Origin of the sequence: Parasaccharibacter apium (assembly GCF_002917995.1) — a bacterium.
Classification (GTDB): domain Bacteria; phylum Pseudomonadota; class Alphaproteobacteria; order Acetobacterales; family Acetobacteraceae; genus Bombella; species Bombella apis.
The window spans coordinates 15,629-36,883 of the sequence record NZ_LMYH01000007.1; the positions used below are offsets into that span (position 1 = coordinate 15,629).

The following is a 21,255-nucleotide window of genomic DNA, read 5'->3' on the forward strand; positions in this document are numbered from 1 at the left end:
TATCTTGAAGGCACTGAGTGTGACGCCGGCCCGGCCTGTGCGTCCCGATTTGTGAGGTTTTTGAAGAGATGAAAAACATTGGCCGTAATGTTGCGATCTGGGTGGTCATCGTCCTGGCGGTCATCGGCATGTTGGCGGCATTCCAGCCTGGGGGCAGCCGACAGGCCGTTCAGAAGATCGCCTATTCTGACTTCGTGCATGATGTGGAGCGTCATGAGGTCCGGTCCGTTACCATCCGGGAGCAGAACATTTCCGGCGTGCTGACCAATGGTACGTCGTTCGAGACCTATGCTCCGTCCGACCCCTCGATGGTGTCCCGGCTGACGGCGGCTGGAGTTGAGGTGACTGCCCACCCGCCCCAGAGTGATGACAATCCCGTTCTTCGTTACATTGCGGCTTATCTGCCGATCATCCTGATGCTGGGCCTGGGCTTCATGGTCTTTCGCCAGATGCAGAATGGCGGGGCCGGGCGGGGGGCGATGAGCTTCGGCAAGTCCCGTGCCAAGATGATGGTGGAGAAGAAGGGGCGTGTCACCTTTGCCGACGTGGCCGGGGTGGATGAAGCCAAGGAGGACCTTGTCGAGATTGTCGACTTCCTCAAGGACCCGCATAAATTCACCCGTCTGGGGGGACGCCTGCCCAAGGGTGTTCTGCTGGTTGGTCCTCCCGGTACAGGGAAGACCCTGCTGGCCCGTGCCGTGGCTGGCGAGGCCAATGTGCCGTTCTTCAGCGTTTCCGGATCCGATTTTGTCGAGATGTTCGTCGGTGTTGGTGCATCCCGTGTCCGTGACATGTTCGAACAGGGGAAGAAGAATGCGCCCTGCATCATCTTCATCGATGAGATCGATGCCGTAGGCCGCCAGCGTGGTGCTGGTCTGGGAGGTGGCAATGATGAACGTGAGCAGACACTGAACCAGATGCTTGTGGAGATGGATGGTTTCGACAGCAACGAGGGGGTCATCCTCATTGCAGCGACCAACCGTCCCGATGTGCTGGATCAGGCTCTGCTGCGTCCGGGCCGGTTCGACCGGCAGGTCGTCGTGCCCAACCCGGACATGCTGGGGCGTGAAAAGATTCTTCAGGTTCATCTGAAGAAGCTGCCCCTGTCTGCGGATGTCAACCCAAGGGTGATTGCACGGGGCACGCCGGGTTTTTCGGGTGCGGAACTGGCCAATCTTGTCAATGAGGCCGCCCTGTTTGCGGCACGGCAGAACAGGAAGGTCGTCTCCATGGCCCAGTTTGAGGAGGCCCGGGACAAGATATGGATGGGTGCCGAGCGCCGGTCTGCCGTCATTGAGGAGGAAGAAAAGCGCATGACAGCCTATCACGAGGCTGGCCATGCCATTGCTTCCGTGCTGACCCCGGGGACAACTCCCATCCACAAGGCTACGATCGTGCCTCGTGGGCGGACCCTTGGCATGGTGATGAGCCTGCCGGACAAGGACCCTGATGTCATATCCCGTCGGGAGGCCTATGCCCGCATCGTCGTGGCCGTGGCCGGGCGTGTGGCGGAGGAGATCATTTATGGTCATGATGCCGTGACCAGCGGTGCGGCCTCCGACATCAGCCAGGCGACCAGCACAGCCCGGTCCATGGTGGCACAGATCGGCATGAGCGAGCTTATCGGCATGGTGGACTGCACGGACAGGAGTCAGATTTCCGGCCAGACAGGTCGTGAGATCGACCAGGAAGTCCGCAAGCTGATCGATCAGGCATATGGCCAGTGCAAGCATACTCTTCTGACCCATATTGATGCCCTTCATGCCCTTGCTGCGGCGCTGGTGGAATATGAAACGCTGACGGGCGAGGAAGTGAAAAAGGTCATCCGGGGGGAACCGCTGGGCAAGGAAGAAGAGGAGGAATATTCCTTCAATGGGCGTCGTCCGTCGGTGCCATCTTCCGGTGCCATGTCGGGCGCTGCCAGTGGGGGAGAAGTGGCCTCCCAGCCGGCCTGATCGGGCTGAGGCTATTCTGGTCTGACTGACAGGGATGACGGGCGCATGGCAGCACTGGCCATGCGCCCGTTCTGTTTATGAAAGGCTTGCGTATCGGGGGAATGGCTGGCATTGCAGGGAGCATCTGGTGCAGGAAGGCAAGCCCTGTCAGCTGTTGGCAGAAGCCGCATATGGTATGGAAGACGGAGGGGAAGTCATGGCAGACGGGCGGAAGTTTTTCGGGACTGACGGGATCCGTGGCGAGGCCAATACGGCACCCATGACGGTGGAGATAGCCCAGAAGCTGGGGCAGGCGGCGGGTCTGTATTTCTGCCGGCAGACAGGGCGCCAGCATCGCCACACGGTTGTGCTGGGCAAAGATACGCGTCTTTCCGGTTACATGATCGAGTGTGCCCTAGTGTCCGGTTTTCTCTCGGCAGGTGTGGATGTCGTCCTGCTGGGGCCGCTGCCTACGCCTGCTGTTGCTTTTCTGACCCGCTCCCTGCGGGCTGATCTGGGTGTCATGATTTCGGCATCCCACAATCCTTTCACGGATAACGGGATCAAGCTGTTCGGTCCGGACGGGTTCAAGCTTTCCGATGCTGTTGAGGCAGAGATCGAAGCCCTGATGGGGGACGATCTGAGCGGACAGCTGGCATCGCCTGCGGCCATAGGGCGGGCCTCCCGCCTGAATGATGCGGCAGGCCGGTATATTGAGAGTGTCAAATCGTCCTTCCCGCGGGGACTGCGGCTGGATGGCCTGAAAATCGTGCTCGATTGTGCGCATGGTTCTGCCTACCGTGTGGCACCTGCAGCCCTTTGGGAGCTGGGGGCAGAGGTCATAACCATAGGGGCCTCACCGGATGGGTTGAACATCAATGATGGTGTCGGCTCTACCCATCCGCAGGCACTCTGTGAAGCTGTGCGGGCTCATGGGGCAGATTGCGGTATTGCGCTGGATGGGGATGCGGACCGTGTCCTGTTCACCAATGAGCGGGGCGAGCTGGTGGACGGGGACCAGATACTGGCTCTCATCGCTACACTCTGGAAGCGCATGGGGCGGCTGAATGGTTCCGAGATCGTGGCGACTGTCATGTCCAATATCGGGCTGGAGGATTATCTGGCAACGCAGGGGTTAAGCCTGTATCGAACGGCTGTCGGGGACCGTTATGTTGTGGAGCGCATGCGCCAGACGGGAGGCAATCTTGGCGGGGAGCAGTCCGGCCATATGGTGCTGTCCGATCACGCCACAACAGGGGATGGCCTGCTGGCGGCGCTTCAGGTTCTGGCAGCTCTGGTGGAATCCGGCCAGCCAGCCAGTGAGCTGTGTCATCTTTTTGAGCCTTATCCCCAGACCCTGAAAAATGTGGCCTACAAGGGTGATAATCCTATGAAGCATCCGGCCCTTGGGGAGATTGTCAGCTGGGCGGAAGAACGGCTGAAGGGGAAGGGGCGTCTTGTACTGCGGGCCAGCGGGACAGAACCGTTGATCCGCGTGATGGTGGAGGCCCGGGATAGGGCTCTGGTAGCCGAGGTCGTGGACCGGGTCAGTGCCCATATCCAGACGTTGGCCGGAGCCTGAAAAGCCTTTCCCTTTCAGTAAAGAAAAAGCCCCTGCACCATGGGGCAAGGGCCTTTTTCTTTACTTCACGGGAGATGGGAGGGCTGCTCCGTGCCTGGATTTCAGCCTGCCTGACGCAGGGGAGCCGACCCTTCGGTAAAGCCTTGCGAAGAAGCAGAGGTACCAGCCGCCGCGGCCGGATCCTGAAGGATGTAACCCCGACCCCAGACAGTGGTGATCATGTGTTCGGCACCGAAGCGCTGAAGCTTGCGCCGCAGCTTGCAGATGAAGACATCAATGATCTTCATTTCGGGTTCGTCAATGCCACCATAGAGATGGTTCAGGAACATGTCCTTGGTGAGGACTGCACCCTTGCGCAGGAGCAGCAGCTCCAGAATGGAATATTCCTTGCTGGTGAGGTGCAGGAAGTGACCATTGACGCTGACCATCCGGCTTTCAAGGTCCAGTTCCAGCGGGCCAACGCACAGGCGTGATTCAGCGATGCCGTAAGAACGGCGGGTCAGAGCCTGGATGCGCGCCTGGGTCTCGCTCATGTCGAAGGGTTTGGTAACGTAGTCATCAGCCCCAGCTGAGAAGGCGGCCACCTTGGTCGGGGAGTCTGTCCGGACGGACAGAACCATGATGGGCGTGGAGATCCGGGAGCGTCGGACCTGACGGATGAGCTCTTCTCCCGGCAGGTCGCTCAGTACCAGCTCGGTTATGAAGAGATCATATTCATAGTGCTTGAACATGTTGAGGGCTTCATCGGCGGTTTTGACGTGGTCGACCGCGTAAGAGGACTTCCCCAGTACCTTTACCAGATGGCTTACAGCGCCGCTGTCGCTATCAGCGATGAGAATACGCATAATTTCAACTCCCCTTGGAACGGTTGTATTATGGAAGAGATTTTTTATGAAATGCAACCTTTGATTGTTTTTTTAGCAATCCATACAACCAGAACTTTCGTCGTATATGTCGGAATCATAGGACTTTTTTGTGTCAAATAAGGGGTTTTTTGATGTTTTTCTTTACAGAAAAGAAGAATATGACGGGCTTCTGATAAGGTAATATGAAGTTATACTTACATTTAATTTATAATTTTTTTTCGCATACTGAAATTATTTTCATCAATTACCATAGTAAAAAAATGTATTTAAATATAAGTGAAAAATTAAGCAACAATATAGTTTTGTTAAATGGGCCTGTCGAACAAGGGTTATAGAACGTTCCTAATTTTTTTTATGGGAACGGGGCAGGTCATCAATTCTTTTAATGATAAAATAAAACTGTTTTAATCCTATTTCGAGGGTAAAACATTTGGAAATAGGATCTAGGAGGTCCGAATCGTTTCAGGCTTCACCGCTCTTCGTATCGGTAGAGGCCAGAAGCTGGGTGATCTGTTCTGGCGTGCCGATCAGGGCGCAGGCAACGGGATGGGTCCTGTCTGCAACCAGGACAATGCGTGTCTGCGTAGAGCTGGGGAAAAGGTCTGTTTCCACGGTAAAGACGGAGGCATCCTGCCTGTCCTGTGCCTTTGCCCCACGGGCCGCCTCGCTGAGGAGGCGGGCGCAGATGCGCTCCAGTGCGGGGAGCAGGCGGTTGGCTGTCTGCTCCTCCGTTTCAATTCCGTCGGTTGTGGAGCGACGGTGATGGGTGACCAGCTCGACCCAGCCTGACCGGGTCAGGAAACTGGGGATACCCGTATCGGGTGTCTCCCGCTCGGCACGGAGGATGAGGCCGGTCCGGGCGAGGGAGAGGATGTCCAGCTTTGGCAGGCGGGCGGGGTCAAGAGCAATGGTCACGGTTACTGTTTCCTTGGAGGGGTCAGGCCCATTCGCCAGAGCGCATGAGGGGTGTGCGCTGGCCATCCTTCAGGCCGTCAATGTTGATCCTGTCGGAACCGATCATCCAGTCGATATGGATGATGGAATGATTGGCTCCACGGGCGATCAGCTCTTCTTCACTCTGCCCTTCAGGGTTGGTCATGCATTTCGTGTAAGCCTGCCCAAGAGCGATGTGGCAGGCGGCATTCTCATCGAACAGGGTGTTCTGGTACAGGATGCCACTCCGGGAGATGGGGGAGGAGTGGGGTACGAGGGCAACCTCGCCAATGCGGCGTGCGCCTTCATCACTGTCCAGAATGCGTTTCAGCACATCTTCGCCTTTGCTGGCATGAGCCTCCACGATGCGCCCCTTTTCGAAGCGGACCCGGATTCCGTCAATCAGCGATCCCTGATGGAAGAGTGGCTTGGTGCTGGAGACGGTCCCTTCCACACGGGCACAGTGTGGGGTGGTGAAGACTTCCTCTGTCGGGATGTTCGGGTTGCAGACAATGCCATTCTTGGCTTCTTCGGCACCACCGGCCCAGAGGTGGCCATCCGCCAGCCCGACCGTCAGGTCTGTGCCCGGTCCGGTGAAGTGCAGGGCGTCGAAGCGGCGGTCATTCAGCATGGCAGCACGGGCATGGAGGGTCCGGTTATGGTCCGCCCAGGCCGCTACCGGGTCGGCCACATCCACGCGGGAGGCCTGGAAGATGCCATTCCACAGGGCGGTGAGGGCTTCCTCTGCTGGCAGATGTGGAAAAACCTGCTCGGCCCAGGCCGGTGTGGCGCAGGCAATGATGTTCCAGTTGATGTCAAAATTGGTGATGCGTTCCATGGCCGGACGATAGGCCGTGGAGCTGGCCCGGCTGACACGGGAGATGTGGTCCGGGTTCTGGTCCTTCAGCAGGGTCGGGTTCCCCCCCGTGATGGCCATGCGGGCGGCTCCTTTGCCAAAGGCTTCCGCCATGCCGTTGGCCAGCCAGCCCGCTGCCGTGTCAAAGCTGTCTTCATGACCGTGCTGGAAGCGGGCCAGCGTAGTCTCATCATCCTGATACAGGGTTGTGACCAGTGACGCTCCAGCCTTGTATGCATGGGCCGTGATGCGCCGGATGAGGGGTACGGCTTCCAGCCCTGCCGTGATGATGAGCTGCTGGCCAGGTGTGATGTTCAGCCCCGTACGGACGGAAACTTCGGCCAGACGGTCCAGAAGCTGGTCATGTGTGAAAGAGGATGTGGGCATGGGTCTGTCCTGTTAATCTGTAAAATGATGAGGGGGCTGATGCCTCAGCGGGGCAGCAGGTCATCCAGTGCGGCCAGCAGGGCGTCCATCTCCTCATCCGTGCCGATGGTGATGCGGAGCCAGTCGCTGATGCGGGGGCTGCCGCCCTGATGGCGGACGATGATGGCCCGCTCCCGCAGGCCGGTGAAAAGCGTGTCAGCTGGGCATGAGGGGTGATGGGCCAGAATGAAATTGGCCGTGGAGGGCAGGACCGTCATGCCACGCTCCCGCAGGGCTGCCACGGTGCGCTCCCGTGTGGCGATGATGCGGGTGGTGGTCTGTTCCAGCCACTCCGTGTCCCGGATGGAGGCTTCAGCCCCGGCCTGTGCCGGGCGGGACAGCGGATAGGAGTTGAAGCTGTCTTTTACCCGTGTCAGCCCTTCCACCAGCTCCGCCGAGCCGATGGCATAGCCCACGCGCAGCCCCGCCAGACCGGAGGATTTGGAGAAGGTACGGACGATGAGAAGGTTGGGATAACGCTGTGTCAGGGCCACGGCGCTGGTCCCGCCGAAATCGACATAGGCTTCATCGATGATGACCGTCTGGGCATTGAAGCGCTTCAGAAGTCCTTCAATGGCTGGCAGGGGCAGGCTGATGCCGGTGTTGGCATTGGGATTGGCGATTATGACACCACCAGCCGGACCGTCATAATCGTCTGGTGCGATGGTGAAATCATCCCGCAGGGGAATGGTGCGGTAATCCAGCCCGAACATCTGGCAGTAGATCGGGTAGAAGCCATAGGTCACATCGCTGAACAGGACCGGCGCATCGTCACGGAAGAGGGCCCGGAAGGCGTGGGCCAGGACCTCGTCAGAACCGTTGCCGGTGAAGACGCACTCGACCGGAACTCCTTCCTGTTCAGCAATGGCCGTGCGCAGGGCCAGGGCTGTCGGGTCTGGATAGAGGCGCAGGTCATCAGTTACGCTGGCCTTCATCGCTTCCAGCGCACGGGGGGACGGACCGTAGGGGGACTCATTGGTGTTCAGCTTGACCAGATTGGTCATGCGGGGCTGTTCACCGGGGATGTAGGGCTGGAGGTCGTGGACCTGCCGGTTCCAGAAACGGCTCATGGGGCGGTGGCCTCCGCAAAGAGGCTGCCAAGGCCCTGGCGGTGGGCAAGGTCTCTGGCGGAAAGGCCTTCCGTATCCCGGATGTCCGGGTTGGCGCCACGTTCCAGCAGCAGGCGGGCCATGCCCTGCCGTCCGAACATGATGGCAAACATGAGCGGCGTGCGCCCGGCATGGTTGGCCTGGTCGATATTGGCGCCACGCTCCAGCAGCAGGCGGGCAATGGCCTCATACCCCTTGAAGGCCACACCGGAGAGCGCCGTGGCCCCCTTGGCGTCCACGCCGTTCGGGTCGGCCCCGTTGTCCAGCAGCAGGCTGGCCGTATCGAGCTGGTCGTTGTAGGTGGCGACGATGAGGGGTGTATAGCCCCGGCTGTCGGCACAGTCTGCCGGCATGCCGGCCTCAAGAAACTGCCTGACCAGATCATTCTCACCATTGCGGGCCGCATCGATGAAGAGAGCGGTGATCTGCTCCGGGGTGAAGGACATTTCGGGCTGCGTCATGGATGGGCTGCCTTTGCGGTAAAAGAATGGGTCGTGTCAGAGGCCTCTGAATGTCCTGCCTGCCGGTGGTCAGGTCAAGGGGGAAAAGGCCTTTCTGGCGTGCAGGATATGTGGTTGCGGCAGGCCTGATGGAAGAGGGCAGGCTGACCGGAATCTGCCGCCGGGTCTGACAGGTCCAGCCTGTCTGTAAGGGATGGGTAGGAAAATTGATCTTATTTGCCGGTAGGGCATTGCGTTCTTTCGCAGGATAAGGCCACTTGTGAAATATCCGGACTGCATCGGGCCGTGTTAAGGGGCATGAGCCTGCTGTGGGTGATCGGATGATTGTTTGAATTGAGGACGTTAGATCAGTGAACAGTATGCTGTCGAAAATGAGCATAGACACGATCCGCACATTGGTGATGGATAGTGTGGAGCGTGCAAAATCCGGCCATCCGGGTACCGCAATGGCTCTGGCCCCGGCCATGTATGCTTACTGGCAGTTTACGATGTATTATAACCCGGCCGATCCCTTTTGGCCGGGGCGTGACCGATTTATCCTCTCGGGTGGGCATGCGTCCATCCTTCTCTATGCCACGGTGTTTCTGGCCGGGGTGAAGGATATTGAGAACGGGCAGGTGGTCGATCGCCCCGCCCTGACGCTGGAAGACCTGAAAAATTTCCGCCGTTTTGAATCCCGCACACCGGGCCATCCCGAATACGGGCTGACAGCCGGGGTGGAGATCACGACCGGCCCGCTGGGGCAGGGGTGCAGCAGTGCGGTGGGCATGGCCATGGCCGAGCGATGGCTTGCCACACATTACGGCCGCCCGGGGTTCGACCTCTTTGGCTATCACATTACCTCTTTCTGTGGTGATGGGGATATCATGGAGGGGGTTGCGGCCGAGGCCGCATCCTTGGCCGGACATCTGAAGCTGGGCAACCTGACATGGGTGTATGACAGCAACCGCATTTCCATTGAGGGCTCCACGGATGTGACCTTCACGGAGAATGTGGCCATGCGGTTTGAATCCTATGGCTGGCAGGTGCTGGAAGTTGCTGATGGCAACGACGTGCCTGCCATCTGTGAAGCCCTGAAACAGGGACGGGAGGAAACCTCCCGCCCGACCCTGATCATTCTCAGGACGATCATCGGTTATGGGGCACCGGGCAAGGCGGGAACGGCCTCTGCCCATGGTGAGCCGCTTGGCATGGAGGAGCTGGCAGGGGCCAAGAAGGCCTATGGCTGGCCCGAAGATGCGCCGCATTTTACTGTGCCGGATGGCGTGCAGGAGCATTTCGAGGCACTGGCCGGGCAGCGTGGGGCCAGAGCACAGGCGGAATGGGAGGCACGGTTTGCCGAGTACTGCGCCCGTTATCCGAAGGAAGGGGACGAGCTGCGGCACATTTTTGCCGGAACCCTGCCAGAAGGCTGGGAAACGGAGCTGCCTGTCTATCCGGCGGATGAGAAAGGGCTGGCCTCCCGCCAGAGTTCCGGGGAGGTGCTCAATGCCGTGGCATCCCAGTTCCCCTGGCTGGTTGGCGGGGCGGCGGACCTTGCGCCTTCTACCAAGACACTCATCAAGGGCGCCCGGTCGGTGCAGGCCCCTTCAAACATGGTGCAGGAAGGGGCTGGCTATGATGGCCGCAACATGCACTTCGGTGTGCGTGAACATGCGATGGCCGCCATCTGCAACGGCTTGGCCCTGAGTGGCCTGCGGCCTTTCTGTGCGGGCTTCCTGATCTTTTCTGATTACATGAAGCCCGCCATCCGTCTGGCAGCGCTGATGCACCTGCCGGTGATCTATGTGTTCACGCATGATTCCATCGGCGTGGGGGAGGATGGCCCGACCCATCAGCCCATCGAGCAGCTTGCTCAGTTCCGGTCCATGCCGGGGCTGACCATGCTGCGTCCGGCAGATGCCAATGAGGTGGTGGAAAGCTGGCGTGTGGCCATGCAGCATCGTGCTGGCCCCGTGGCCCTTGCCCTGACACGGCAGAACCTGCCAACGCTGGACCGTACCCGGTATGCCTCGGCCGAGGGTGTGGCCCGTGGTGGCTACGTTCTGGCGGACTGTGAGGGTGAGCCGGAGATTCTGTTGATGGCGTCCGGCTCCGAGGTTTCGCTCGTGGTCGGTGTCTATGAGCGGCTGAAGGCTGAAGGCGTGCGGGCCCGTGTGGTCTCCATGCCAAGCTTCGATCTGTTCGAGAGCCAGGACAGTGCCTATCGTGACACCGTCCTGCCACCTTCTGTCCGTAGGCGTGTCGGTGTAGAGATGGCTTCCGGCTTTGGGTGGGACCGCTATGTGGGGCTGGATGGTGTCGTCATTGCCATGAACAGCTTTGGGGAATCCGGCGCAGCAGCAGAGCTGATGGCGAAGTTCGGCTTTACGGTAGACTCTGTTTATGAACAGGCCCGCCAGTTGTTACAGAAGGCAGACTGACTGGATAAGGAGTGAGAGTGATGGAAAACACCCCGCCAGAGACACCTTTGACCCGTCTGGTCAGCCATGGGCAGTCCATCTGGCTGGATTTCATCCGGAGGGATTTCATCGAGGATGGCCGTCTGGCAGCCATGGTGAAGGAGGACGCCCTGAAAGGGGTGACCTCCAACCCGGCCATTTTCGAGCAGGCCATTGGCCATGGTGCGGAATATGAGGAAGCCGTGCAGGCCCTCCTGGCCAGCGGCAGCCTGACAGCCGGTGCGCTTTATGAGGCGCTGGCCGTGGAAGATATCCGTCAGGCCTGCGAGGTTCTGCGGCCCGTGTTTGACGAAACCGGCGGACGGGATGGCTATGTCAGTCTCGAGGTTTCTCCTTACCTAGCATATGATGCTGAAGGCACGCTGGCAGAAGCCCGCAGGCTCTGGCAGCGTGTTGGTCACGCCAATGTGATGATCAAGATTCCGGCGACGGAAGAGGCCATTCCAGCCATTGAGCAGGCTACTGCCGAGGGCATCAACGTCAATGTCACGCTCCTTTTTGCGCTGGGCATGTACGAGAAGGTGCTGGACGCCTATCTGCGGGGGCTGGAGGCCAGGGTGAAGGCCGGTCTGCCGGTGAATCACGTTGGTAGTGTGGCGTCTTTCTTTGTCAGCCGGATTGATGGGCGCATTGATGCCCGCATCGACCGCCGTCTGGCCGCCGGTGACCCGGAAGCCGAGGCGTTGAAGGCCCTGCGGGGGCAGGTGGCCATTGCCAATGCCCGCATGGCGTATCAGCATTATCTCAGGGTAACGGAAAGCCCGCGCTGGAAAGCTCTGGCAGGGAAAGGAGCGCAGACGCAGCGTCTTCTCTGGGCCAGTACGAGCACGAAGGACAAGGCCTATCGTGACGTGCTGTACGTGGAGGAGCTGATTGGCGCTGATACGGTCAATACATTGCCACCCCGTACGCTGGAAGCCTTCCGGGATCATGGCATCCCGGAGGAGCGCCTTGCGCAGGGTGGAGAGAGCGCCAGCCTGATTCTGGCAGAAGCAGGGCGATTGGGGCTTGATCTGGACAGTGTGACCACCACCTTGTTGGAAGAAGGTGTGACGGCTTTCGAGGTCGCTTTTGATGGATTGCTCGGTGCGGTGGCAGCCCGCCGGGAAGCTGTTTTGGGGGAACGTCTTATGCGAGTATCCTTGGCATTGTCGGGTGAGTTGGAAAATGCCGTGGTTGCGGCGGGCAAGAGCTGGAGCCAGGATGGCAAGGTGCGGCGCATCTGGGAGCGTGATGCGTCCGTCTGGACCGGTGGGCCGGAAAGCCGATGGCTCGGCTGGCTGGATGTGGTCAAGAATGGCCGTGCGGCTCTTGAGTCTTATGAGACCTTGGGCCGTGAGGTGAAGGAACGTGGCTACAGCGACGTGCTGCTGCTGGCCATGGGCGGTTCCAGCCTCGGACCGGAAGTGCTGGAGGAAACCTTTGGCCGAGCCCCCGGTGGCCCAAAGCTGCATGTTCTGGACAGTACGGACCCTCAGCAGGTTGCCAGCTTCGGCCGGGCCATCGACCCGGCCAACACGCTGTTCATCGTGTCCAGCAAGTCCGGCAGTACGCTGGAGCCGAACATCCTGTTCGCCTATTTCTGGGATCAGGCGGAGAAGGCCCTTGGCCGTCAGCCCGGTGAGCGTTTCGTCGCCGTGACGGACCCCGGCTCATCGCTGGAAACACTGGCCAGAGACCGTGGCTTTGCCCATATCTTCCACGGCAACCCGGAGATCGGCGGGCGGTATTCCGTTCTGTCCGCCTTTGGTCTCGCTCCGGCGGCGGCAGCAGGGTACGATGTCCGGGCCCTGCTGGACAGCACGCAGCTGATGATCGAGGCGTGCGATGCTTCCGTACCGCCTGTGACAAACCCTGGTGTCAGTCTGGGGCTGGCCCTTGGGGTGGCGGCCACCAGTTTCCGGCGGGACAAGGTCACGTTCGTGGCTTCGGAGAAGATCGCCTCCCTCGGTGCCTGGCTGGAGCAGCTTCTGGCTGAAAGCACCGGCAAGAACGGCACGGGGCTCATCCCTATTGATGGCGAGCCGCTGGGGGCGCCGGAGGTTTATGGTGATGACCGCATGTTCGTGGAACTGCGGCTGGGGCATGAGCCCGTCAGCCCGGGGATCAAGGCCCTGCGGGAGGCGGGACATCCTGTCGTGACCCTGCATCTCGAGGATGTCGGGCAGATCGTGCAGGCGTTCTTCGTGTTTGAATTTGCCACGGCGGTGGCTGGCTCCGTGCTGGGAATCAATCCTTTTGACCAGCCTGATGTGGAATTCAGCAAGGTTGAGACCCGCAAGCTGACCAAAGCCTATGCCGAGACGGGCCATCTGCCGGAAGAGACGCCGTTCGCCCAGGATGGAAACCTCGCTTTTTACGCTGATGAGCGCAACCGGGAGGCGCTGGGCAGCGGTAGTGCAGAAACCATTCTGAAAGCTCATTTTGACCGTGTGGGCAAGAACGACTATATTGGCCTCCTCGCTTACATTGAGCGGAACAAAGCCCATATCGCCTGGGAGCAGACGGTGAGAACAGAGTTGAGGGATCGGCTTCATGTCGCCACGGCGGCGCAGTTTGGTCCACGGTTCCTCCACTCGACAGGTCAGGCTTACAAGGGGGGCCCCAACAGCGGTGTCTTCCTGCAGGTGACGGCGGATGATGCTGCGGACCTGCCCATACCGGGACACGCTTACAGCTTTGGTGTCGTCAAGGCCGCTCAGGCCCGGGGGGATTTCGACGTTCTGGCCGCTCGTGGCCGTCGTGCGCTGCGTGTGCATGTTGTCGGTCCCCTGCATGAAGGACTGGACCGTCTCGCTCAGCTGGTGACAGATATTCTAAAAGGAGCTTGAGGATGCGTATCGGAATTATCGGACTTGGCCGCATGGGTGGCAATATTGCCGTCCGCCTGACCCGCAAGGGGCATGATGTTGTCGTGTTCGACCGGACTCCCGCTGTCACCGAGAAGATTGTCGAGCGGTCAGAGAAGGGGCGTGCCCAGGGGGCCGAGACCTTCGAGAAAATGGCCGAACTCCTTTCCAGTGAGGAGCGTCGTGTCATCTGGGTCATGCTGCCAGCTGGCAAGGTGACGGAAGACTGCATACAGAAGCTCGCCCCGCTGTTGGGCAAAGGTGACATCATCATCGATGGTGGCAACACCTATTACAAGGAAGATATCCGCCGGGCGAAAGAGCTGGGCGAGCGTGGCATCGATTATATCGATGTCGGGACCTCTGGTGGTGTCTGGGGGCTGGAGCGTGGCTACTGCATGATGTATGGCGGCGAGAAGCACGCTGCGGATTATGTGGACCCCATTCTGGATGCGCTGGCTCCGGGCATGGGTGATGTGCCCCGCACGCCGGACCGTGAGGATGATGGCCGCCACGACCCGCGGGCCGAGAGGGGGTATCTTTACTGTGGTCCGGCCGGGGCTGGTCATTTCGTGAAGATGATCCATAACGGCATCGAATACGGCATGATGCAGGCCATCGCTGAGGGTTTTGATGTGCTGGCCAGCAAGAACTCCGAAAAGCTGCCGGAAGATGAGCGTTATGACCTGCATCTGGCTGATATTGCCGAGGTGTGGCGCCGTGGCAGTGTCGTGTCCTCCTGGCTGCTGGACCTGACAGCCGAGGCGCTGGCCCGTTCTGGTGATCTGAGCGAGTTCAGTGGCGAGGTGCAGGATTCCGGTGAAGGCCGCTGGACGATCGAAGCCGCCATTGAGGAGGCCGTGCCTGCCCCGGTAATGACCGCAGCCCTTTATACCCGTTTCCGGTCCCGTACCGGCAACAATTTCGCCGAGAAGGCTCTTTCGGCCATGCGGTATGGATTTGGTGGCCATACCGAGCGCAAGAAATAAACTGTTCTGGAGAATGGGGGATGCGGTAGGGGGCCGCACCCCTTCTTCCCCCGTGAGGGAGGAAGATACTCATGACAGAAACATCCCCCAGGATCAGGCTGGTGCTGTCCGATATGGATGGCACCATTCTTGGTTCTGACAGAACCATTTCTCCCACAACAGGCACGGCCGTCCAGCATCTGGCAGAGCGGGGTGTGGCTCTGGCGCTCGTCAGTGCCCGCATCCCGGCGGCTGTGCTGCCTTATGTCCGGCAGCTCGGGCTGAAAGGGCCCTGTGCCGGATTTAATGGGGGCGTCTTTTTCATGCCGGATGGCACCATTCTGAAGAGCCACCATTTTTCTGTCGGGGATCTTGCGGCCATTCTCGAAGCTCTGTCTCCTTTCCCTGTGGAGGTCTGGTTTCAGACAGAACAGGAATGGCTGGTGCGTGACAGTCGGACGCTGCTGGCAAAGCGGGAGCAGGAGTTGACGGGCATCGCGCCCCGGGCAGTATCTTCATGGCCCGTCACGCCGAAGACCGTGAACCGCCTTATGGTCTGTTCTGACGATACAGCCCTGATTGCCCGGCTGGAAGCCGAGCTGGCAGCTCCTTTTGCCGGGCGGGCGAGCCTGCTGCGTTCGGCCCCACACAAGTTGAACATCACACCTGCCCTGGCCACGAAGGGCGAGGCGGTGGCAGAGCTGGCCAGACTGTATGGCGTAACACCGCAGGAAGTGGCTGCTCTTGGCGATGCCCCCAATGACATCCCGATGCTGCAGGCGGCTTGCATGGGCATCGCCATGGGGCAGGCGCCGGATTCCGTGAAGAAAGAAGCCACCCATGTGACCGGAAAACCTGATGAAGGTGGCTGGGCATATGCTGCCGAGACGTTCATTATGCCGCTAGCCCCCTGCCAGCAGGGGAGATGACGTGATTCGGAGGGTACGGGTATGACGACAGACATGCGCCATGCGGTCGTAGAGGTTCTGAAGGATTCAGAAGCCGTGGCTATGGAAATGGCCAGACTGCTGATCAGGACGGTGAAAGAAAAGCAACAGGGCAGGGTGCGCATTGCTCTCTCTGGTGGATCCACGCCCAAGCAGCTTTTTGCGATTCTTGCCCAGCCCGACATGGCCCGGCAGGTGGACTGGTCCCGTGTCGAAATTTTCTATGGGGATGAACGTCACGTGCCCGAGGGCCATGCGGACAGCAACCATGCCAGCGCCCGGGAGCTGCTGCTCTCCAGGGTCTCCATCCCGGCGGCTCAGGTCCATCCGATGCCGACAGCCGCTACGGTTGCGGAAGATGCTGCCAGCTACCAGAGCGTTCTGGAACAGGCCTATGGTGCCACGAAGCTGGAAGCAGGCCGCCCGCTGTTTGATATCGTCATGCTTGGCCTGGGTACGGATGGGCATACGGCATCCCTGTTCCCGGGGGAGCCTGTCCTTGAGGAAAAGAAGGCCTGGGTTGGCGTCGCAGCGCCCCGTACGGCCCCGCATGAGCGCCTTACGCTGACCTACCCGGCCATTGCCTCCAGTGCACTGGTCGTTTTCCTTGTCACCGGGGAAAATAAAGTACCAATGCTGGCCCGTTTGCGTCAGGGGGATGGCAGCATCCCATCAGGGCGTATTGTTTCCGAGGGGAAAATCCTCATACTGGCCGATGAAGCCGCTGCTGGAGAGCTTTCATGAATGTAGATGACTGTAAACGTGCTGCTGCCCATCTTGCTGCAAGCCTCGTCAAACCGGGGATGGTCGTCGGGCTGGGGACAGGCAGTACCGCAGCATTCATGATTGAAAGGCTCGGTGAGCGTGTTGCCGGGGAAGGGCTGGATATTCATGCCATCCCGACCTCCGAGGAATCGACAAGACTTGCCCGTGCAGCGGGGATTCCGATCACGACGTTTGCAGAACATTCCGTAGTCGACATCACCATTGATGGCGCAGATGAGGTGGAGCGCAAGACGCTGAATCTCATCAAGGGGCTGGGGGCTGCTCTGCTGCGTGAGAAAATCGTTGCCCAGGCGTCACGGCGTTTTGTCGTGATCGTGGATGTAACCAAACCGGTTGACCAGCTTGGCCAGCGGGTGCCTGTACCAGTGGAGGTTGTTCCATTTGGCTACGAGGCAACGGCAGCCCGTCTGGAGGCTCTGGGGGCAAAGGTCATCCGTCCCCGTCGGCATCTGACAGGCGAGCTGCTTATTACCGATAACGGGAACAGGATACTTGATTGCGCTTTCGGTCCGATCAGTGACGTGCAGGCTCTCGCCACGCGGCTGGATGGTACGGTAGGCGTGGTGGAGCATGGTTTGTTCCCCAATATGGCAACCGATGTGCTGGTTGCCACCGAACGGGAGGTTGAACAATGGACGCCATGACAGAAAAAGAAGCCGCCAAGGCTGCATCGGGTATTGCTCCGCATTACATTGTGGTGATGGGGGTTTCCGGCAACGGCAAGACCACTGTGGCTGAGCTGCTTTCCAAGAGCCTTGGCTGGCCGTTTCAGGAAGGTGATGACCTGCATCCCAAAGCCAATGTGGAAAAGATGCGCAGTGGCCACCCGTTGACGGATGAAGATCGTGCCCCCTGGCTGGAGCTGTGCCACGACTGGCTGGCCAAGTGCGCCGAGAAGGGGACCGGTGCCGTGCTGACCTGTTCCGCCCTGAAGAAGAAATATCGTGATGCGTTGGCCAAGCATATTCCGGTCCAGTTCGTCTACCTGAAGGTGGACCCGAAGATCATAGAGGACCGGCTGAAGCACCGTGTCGGGCATTATATGCCGCCGACCCTTCTGCCGAGCCAGCTGGCCACTCTGGAGGAGCCGACAGATGACGAGCCGGTGATCCGTGTTCCTGGTGATGCAACGCCGGAAGAGCTGCGGGACCGTGTGATTGAGCGTCTGCGTGTTGTCCCCCCGCCGAAGGTGGTGGACTGATACAGGGTCGGTTATTACCGGTTCAGTGATGGCCCTTTCTTTGGGCATCAGGAAATGGCGGGGCCTCTGGCTCCGCCATTTTTCGTGGGGAAAGGAGACCCTTGCCCGGGCGGCTCCTTCCCATGGGGGCTGTTCAGGGGGTTCAGGCCGGGGAGGCTGTCTGCCAGCCCGGGCCAATAATGGCGATCCGACGGTGGCGGCCCGTGCCCTGAAGGATGATGGCCTCGCATTTCTCAAGATAAGTAAGCTGCCGCCGTGCCCGCCCTAGAGAATGGGTGCCATAGGCCCGGGCCAGAGCGGCATCATCCGGGCAGGGTTTGCCTTCCATGGCTGCATGGGCGAGCAGGAAATAGACAGGCTGCATGTCGTCTGGCAGGCGGCTGGCCCGTTGCTGGATGTCCTGCCAGGCCTCGGTCTCGGCCTGTTCACGGGTGATACCGCAGCGGATGGTGCTCAGCATGGTCTGGAACTGCGGCATGGGCAGGATGTTGCGGGAGAACCCGGCCAGCCGTGCCCTCATCTGGAAGTCCTGATACAGGGTGGCGAGTGGCCGGTAGGCGGCATCCTCATCCTGTCCGGCTTCGGCGACGAGAGTCCAGAGAGTTTCCGGGTCTGGTGCAGCCATCTGCTGGCTCTGCTGCTGCTCTCTGGCGTCACGGGAGGAGCTGTAGGCATCAAGCTGCGCCAGCAGGTCCGGTTTGGGGGCAGCCGGTTCCTTGCGGGGGCGGGAAGCGGGTTCCGGCGGGGCCTCGAGGATGAGATCCCGCAGCTCATCCACAGGAATGTTGGGCTGTTCAAGCGGCATGAGGGCAGGGCCACCTGCATGGCTGGCTGTCTCGACCGGACCGATGGTGACACGTTGGGGGCGACGGGCGAGGGCGGGTCCCAGCGCCATGAACTGCCCACGGGCAAGGTCCCTGAAGCCTTCGGCAGCACGGCGCTCCATGCCCAGAAGGTCGGCGGCACGAGCCATGTCGATATCCAGAAAGGTCCGTCCCATCAGGAAGTTGGAAGCCTCGGCGGCGACATTCTTGGCCAGCTTGGCCAGACGCTGGGTGGCAATGATGCCTGCCATGCCCCTTTTGCGTCCCCGGCACATGAGGTTGGTCATCGCATTGAGGGAGAGGCGGCGTGCCTCGTCAGAGGTATCACCCCCGGCAATGGGGGCGAAGAGCTGGGCTTCGTCCACCACGATGAGGACAGGATACCAGTAGGCCCTTGGCGCTTCGAACATGCCGGTCAGGAAGGCACCGACAGAACGGAGCTGCCCTTCCGGCTCGCTCTGCTCAAGATTCAGCACGACAGAGGCCCGGTGCATCCGGACCCGTTCCCCCGCACTTCGCAGGCTGGCTTCGGACTGTGTGTCCGTCTCGATGACGAGATGGTCGTATTTTTCTGCCAGCGTGACGAAATCCCCTTCCGGGTCGATGATGACCTGTTGGACGAGAGTTGCGCTCTGCTCCAGCAGACGCCGGAGGAGGTGGGATTTCCCAGAGCCGGAATTGCCCTGCACGAGCAGGCGGGTAGCCAGCAGTTCAGGCAGGTCGATGTGGGCATCCTCACCACGGGCTGTGGTGCCAAGAAGAAGGGGGCCAAAATGTGATGAACTCATGGCGCCACTTTACCGGGCAATGGACGGGAGAGCCAGTGATGAACAGCCTCTGCACAGAAGCAGGCGGTGGAAAAACAGCCCTGGAGCAGATAGCCCCCTGTAGGAGCATCCCAGTCCAGCATTTCACCACAGGCGAACAGGCCGGGCTGGTGGCGCAGCATGAAGCCTTCATCCAGCGCTGCCTGTTTCAGCCCTCCGGCGGTGGAAATGGCCCTGTCCAGCGCAGCAGGAGCCACAAGGTGCAGGGGGGCCTGCGTGATGGCGTCTGTCAGCTCACCGGGTGTGCGGGCGTCCGGGCAGAGCTGGGTGAGCAGCTCCCGCATGGTACGGTCCAGCCCCAGAGCCTTGCGCAGCCTGTTGCTCCGGCTTTCACGGAGACGCTGGCGGGCGAGGCGTTCCAGTATGCGTTCCTGCGTCAGAGTCGGGCGGAGATTCAGGTGGACGGTTACGGTGTCTCCGCCTGATTTTGCCAGAGCCTGTCGCAGTGGAGCTGAAAGGGCGTAAAGTGGTGCTCCCTCCAGCCCCCGTTTCGTGATGATGAGATCGCCACGATGTGTCTGGCCGGCGAAGTTGAGCGTGACTCCCCGCAGGGTCTCGCCTTCGTGGCGGAGCAGGAATTCGGCAGGCCAGTCCGGCATGAAGCCGCAGTTGGAGGGGGCAAAAGGCGTGCAGTGCTGTTCCAGCAGCGATGCCCATTGCCCGTTACTGCCCAGTCGTGCCCAGCTGCTGCCCCCCAGGGCGAGGATGACGGCACGTCCTGTCTGCTGGACCGGGCCTTCCGGTGTCTGGAAGGTGAGAGACAGGCCCTGCATATCTGTCAGCCTGTGGCGGGGAAAGAATTGCACGCCCTGTTCCTGAAGGCGGACCAGCCAGCGGCGCAGCAGGGGAGAGGCCTTGAGGGATTTCAGAAAGACCCGGCCAGAACTGCCGGTGAAGCAGGGTTCGCCCAGTCCTTCCGCCCAGAGGCGGAGAGCCTCGGGCGGGAAGTGGCGGATGGCAGGTTCCAGCCAGTCCCGTGCTGTCCCGTAGCGTTGCAGGAATGGTTCCAGCGGTTCACTGTGGGTGAGGTTCAGGCCGCTGCGGCCTGCCATGAGGAATTTCCGTCCCGGCCTGGCCATGTGGTCGAACAGATGGACCTCATGGCCCTTCCGGCTCAGACATTCAGCGGCAAACAGCCCTGCCGGGCCAGCCCCGATGATGGCAATGGGGAGTGTACGGGCCGTACTGGTGTCGGGCATGGGCAGTCCGTTCTGGCTGGGTGTGGCGGCGGTGAGGTGTTGTTAGCCTGTTCCGGCCTGTCGGGGAAGACAGACAGGAGGCAGACAGGGTATGGAAAGGCGTAGCCTGCGAGGGCAATCATCCGGGAAAGGGACGACATGAAACTCTGCACGACGGTTCAGGAGATGCGGCAGGAGCGGGCGCAGCTTGGCAGGGTCGGCTTTGTACCGACGATGGGCTTCCTGCATGAGGGGCATCTTTCGCTTGTTCGCCGTGCCCGGGAGGAGACTGATGCTGTTGTCGTCAGTCTCTTTGTCAATCCCATACAGTTCGGGTCGGCGGATGATCTTGCCAATTATCCCCGGGCGCTGGAACGGGATATTGCCCTGCTGCGCAGGGAGGGCGTGGCCTGTGTTTTTACGCCGGAAGCGGCAGAATTCTACCCTGAAGGGTTCGCCACGCAGGTGGATGTTGGTGGTGTGGCGCTGGAGCTTGAGGGGCCGTCCCGTCCCGGCCATTTTGCAGGTGTGGCGACGGTGCTGGCGAAATTCTTCAACATCATCCAGCCGCAGCGGGCCTATTTTGGGCAGAAAGATGCCCAGCAATGTGCTGTTGTCCAGCGGTTCGTGCGGGACCTGAATATTCCGGTAGATATTGTGACCCTGCCAACATGGCGGGAGGCGGACGGTCTTGCCGGGTCGAGCCGCAACAGTCGTCTGACGGAGGCGGAACGCCACAGGGCCCCGGTGCTGCATCAGGCTCTCTGCCGGGGCCGGACCCTGGTGCAGGCTGGTGAACGCCGCCGTGCCGTGCTGGAGGGGGCCATGCGGGATGTGCTGGTGCAGGCCGGGCTTGTGGATATTGACTATGTCACCATCGTGAATCCGGATACGTTCCAGGCTGAAGAGGAGGTCCGGGAGGGGGCTCTGGCCTTGCTGGCCGTGCAGCTGGGGGCCGTGCGGCTGATCGACAATATGCCGCTGTTCTGAAAAGTGGTCCTGACCCTTTGTTGAGAACAGGATGCAATAATTCTCATATTGGTAAT

17 protein-coding genes are annotated in these 21,255 nt (G+C 60.4%); 10 read left to right on the forward strand and 7 right to left on the reverse strand.

Translation table 11 applies throughout. The features are described 5' to 3' along the window. Window positions 1-68 precede the first annotated feature (68 nt). Both ftsH and glmM read left to right on the forward strand, forming a co-directional pair. The gene (gene ftsH / locus ASO19_RS02970) at window positions 69-1,955 is read left to right on the forward strand and encodes an ATP-dependent zinc metalloprotease FtsH (protein ID WP_043560846.1); all 1,887 of its coding nucleotides are present in this window, start codon (window positions 69-71) and stop codon (window positions 1,953-1,955) included. A gap of 196 nt (window positions 1,956-2,151) precedes the next feature. After that, window positions 2,152-3,516 carry a phosphoglucosamine mutase gene (glmM, locus tag ASO19_RS02975; RefSeq protein ID WP_043561575.1) on the forward strand — a complete coding sequence of 455 codons (1,365 nt, stop codon included), beginning with the start codon at window positions 2,152-2,154 and terminating at the stop codon, window positions 3,514-3,516. A 101-nt stretch (window positions 3,517-3,617) separates the two neighbouring features. On the opposite strand, the gene ASO19_RS02980 is transcribed toward glmM, so the two are convergent. From ASO19_RS02980 to ASO19_RS03000, 5 genes are all read right to left on the reverse strand, one after another. Further along, window positions 3,618-4,361, reverse strand: a complete 744-nt coding sequence (locus ASO19_RS02980) for a response regulator transcription factor (RefSeq protein WP_081562944.1) — start codon at window positions 4,359-4,361, stop codon at window positions 3,618-3,620. Between the two features lie 483 nt (window positions 4,362-4,844). Beyond that, a complete protein-coding gene (locus ASO19_RS02985; protein ID WP_081563440.1) occupies window positions 4,845-5,297 on the reverse strand; it encodes a hypothetical protein in 453 nt (150 codons plus the stop codon). 22 nt (window positions 5,298-5,319) lie between these two features. Then, entirely contained in the window at window positions 5,320-6,558 is a 1,239-nt protein-coding gene (locus ASO19_RS02990) for an aminopeptidase (RefSeq protein ID WP_103765357.1), read from the reverse strand. A gap of 44 nt (window positions 6,559-6,602) precedes the next feature. Next, a complete protein-coding gene (hisC, locus tag ASO19_RS02995; RefSeq protein WP_086431155.1) occupies window positions 6,603-7,667 on the reverse strand; it encodes a histidinol-phosphate transaminase in 1,065 nt (354 codons plus the stop codon). Then, on the reverse strand, window positions 7,664-8,167 hold the full coding sequence (locus ASO19_RS03000) for an ankyrin repeat domain-containing protein (RefSeq protein ID WP_043560832.1): 504 nt from the start codon (window positions 8,165-8,167) through the stop codon (window positions 7,664-7,666). Before ASO19_RS03000 ends, hisC begins: the two co-directional genes overlap by 4 nt. 371 nt (window positions 8,168-8,538) lie before the next feature. Here ASO19_RS03000 and tkt point away from each other — a divergent pair, with 371 nt between their 5' ends. From tkt to ASO19_RS03035, 7 genes are all read left to right on the forward strand, one after another. Further along, window positions 8,539-10,590, forward strand: a complete 2,052-nt coding sequence (gene tkt, locus ASO19_RS03005; RefSeq protein WP_258036100.1) for a transketolase — start codon at window positions 8,539-8,541, stop codon at window positions 10,588-10,590. Window positions 10,591-10,610: 20 nt separating this feature from the next. Further along, on the forward strand, window positions 10,611-13,460 hold the full coding sequence (locus tag ASO19_RS03010) for a bifunctional transaldolase/phosoglucose isomerase (protein ID WP_103765359.1): 2,850 nt from the start codon (window positions 10,611-10,613) through the stop codon (window positions 13,458-13,460). 2 nt (window positions 13,461-13,462) lie between these two features. Beyond that, window positions 13,463-14,467 (forward strand): phosphogluconate dehydrogenase (NAD(+)-dependent, decarboxylating), encoded by a 1,005-nt coding sequence (gene gnd, locus ASO19_RS03015; RefSeq protein WP_043560825.1) that lies wholly within the window; start codon window positions 13,463-13,465, stop codon window positions 14,465-14,467. 71 nt (window positions 14,468-14,538) lie between these two features. Further along, window positions 14,539-15,375 (forward strand): HAD family hydrolase, encoded by an 837-nt coding sequence (locus ASO19_RS03020; RefSeq protein WP_103765360.1) that lies wholly within the window; start codon window positions 14,539-14,541, stop codon window positions 15,373-15,375. Between the two features lie 21 nt (window positions 15,376-15,396). Continuing rightward, window positions 15,397-16,137, forward strand: a complete 741-nt coding sequence (gene pgl, locus ASO19_RS03025; protein ID WP_043560822.1) for a 6-phosphogluconolactonase — start codon at window positions 15,397-15,399, stop codon at window positions 16,135-16,137. Next, entirely contained in the window at window positions 16,134-16,823 is a 690-nt protein-coding gene (rpiA, locus tag ASO19_RS03030) for a ribose-5-phosphate isomerase RpiA (protein WP_043560820.1), read from the forward strand. Before pgl ends, rpiA begins: the two co-directional genes overlap by 4 nt. Continuing rightward, the gene (locus ASO19_RS03035) at window positions 16,820-17,380 is read left to right on the forward strand and encodes a gluconokinase (protein ID WP_043561569.1); all 561 of its coding nucleotides are present in this window, start codon (window positions 16,820-16,822) and stop codon (window positions 17,378-17,380) included. Before rpiA ends, ASO19_RS03035 begins: the two co-directional genes overlap by 4 nt. Before the next feature lie 142 nt (window positions 17,381-17,522). Here the strand turns inward: ASO19_RS03035 and ASO19_RS03040 are convergent, their stop codons facing one another. Then, complete coding sequence (locus tag ASO19_RS03040; protein WP_086441297.1) at window positions 17,523-18,992, reverse strand: ATP-binding protein; 1,470 nt, start codon at window positions 18,990-18,992, stop codon at window positions 17,523-17,525. Beyond that, window positions 18,989-20,230 (reverse strand): TIGR03862 family flavoprotein, encoded by a 1,242-nt coding sequence (locus ASO19_RS03045; protein ID WP_081562950.1) that lies wholly within the window; start codon window positions 20,228-20,230, stop codon window positions 18,989-18,991. Before ASO19_RS03045 ends, ASO19_RS03040 begins: the two co-directional genes overlap by 4 nt. 138 nt (window positions 20,231-20,368) lie before the next feature. Between ASO19_RS03045 and panC the strand changes: the two genes are divergently transcribed. Then, entirely contained in the window at window positions 20,369-21,199 is an 831-nt protein-coding gene (gene panC, locus ASO19_RS03050; protein WP_043560810.1) for a pantoate--beta-alanine ligase, read from the forward strand. The last annotated feature ends 56 nt before the right edge of the window (window positions 21,200-21,255 follow it).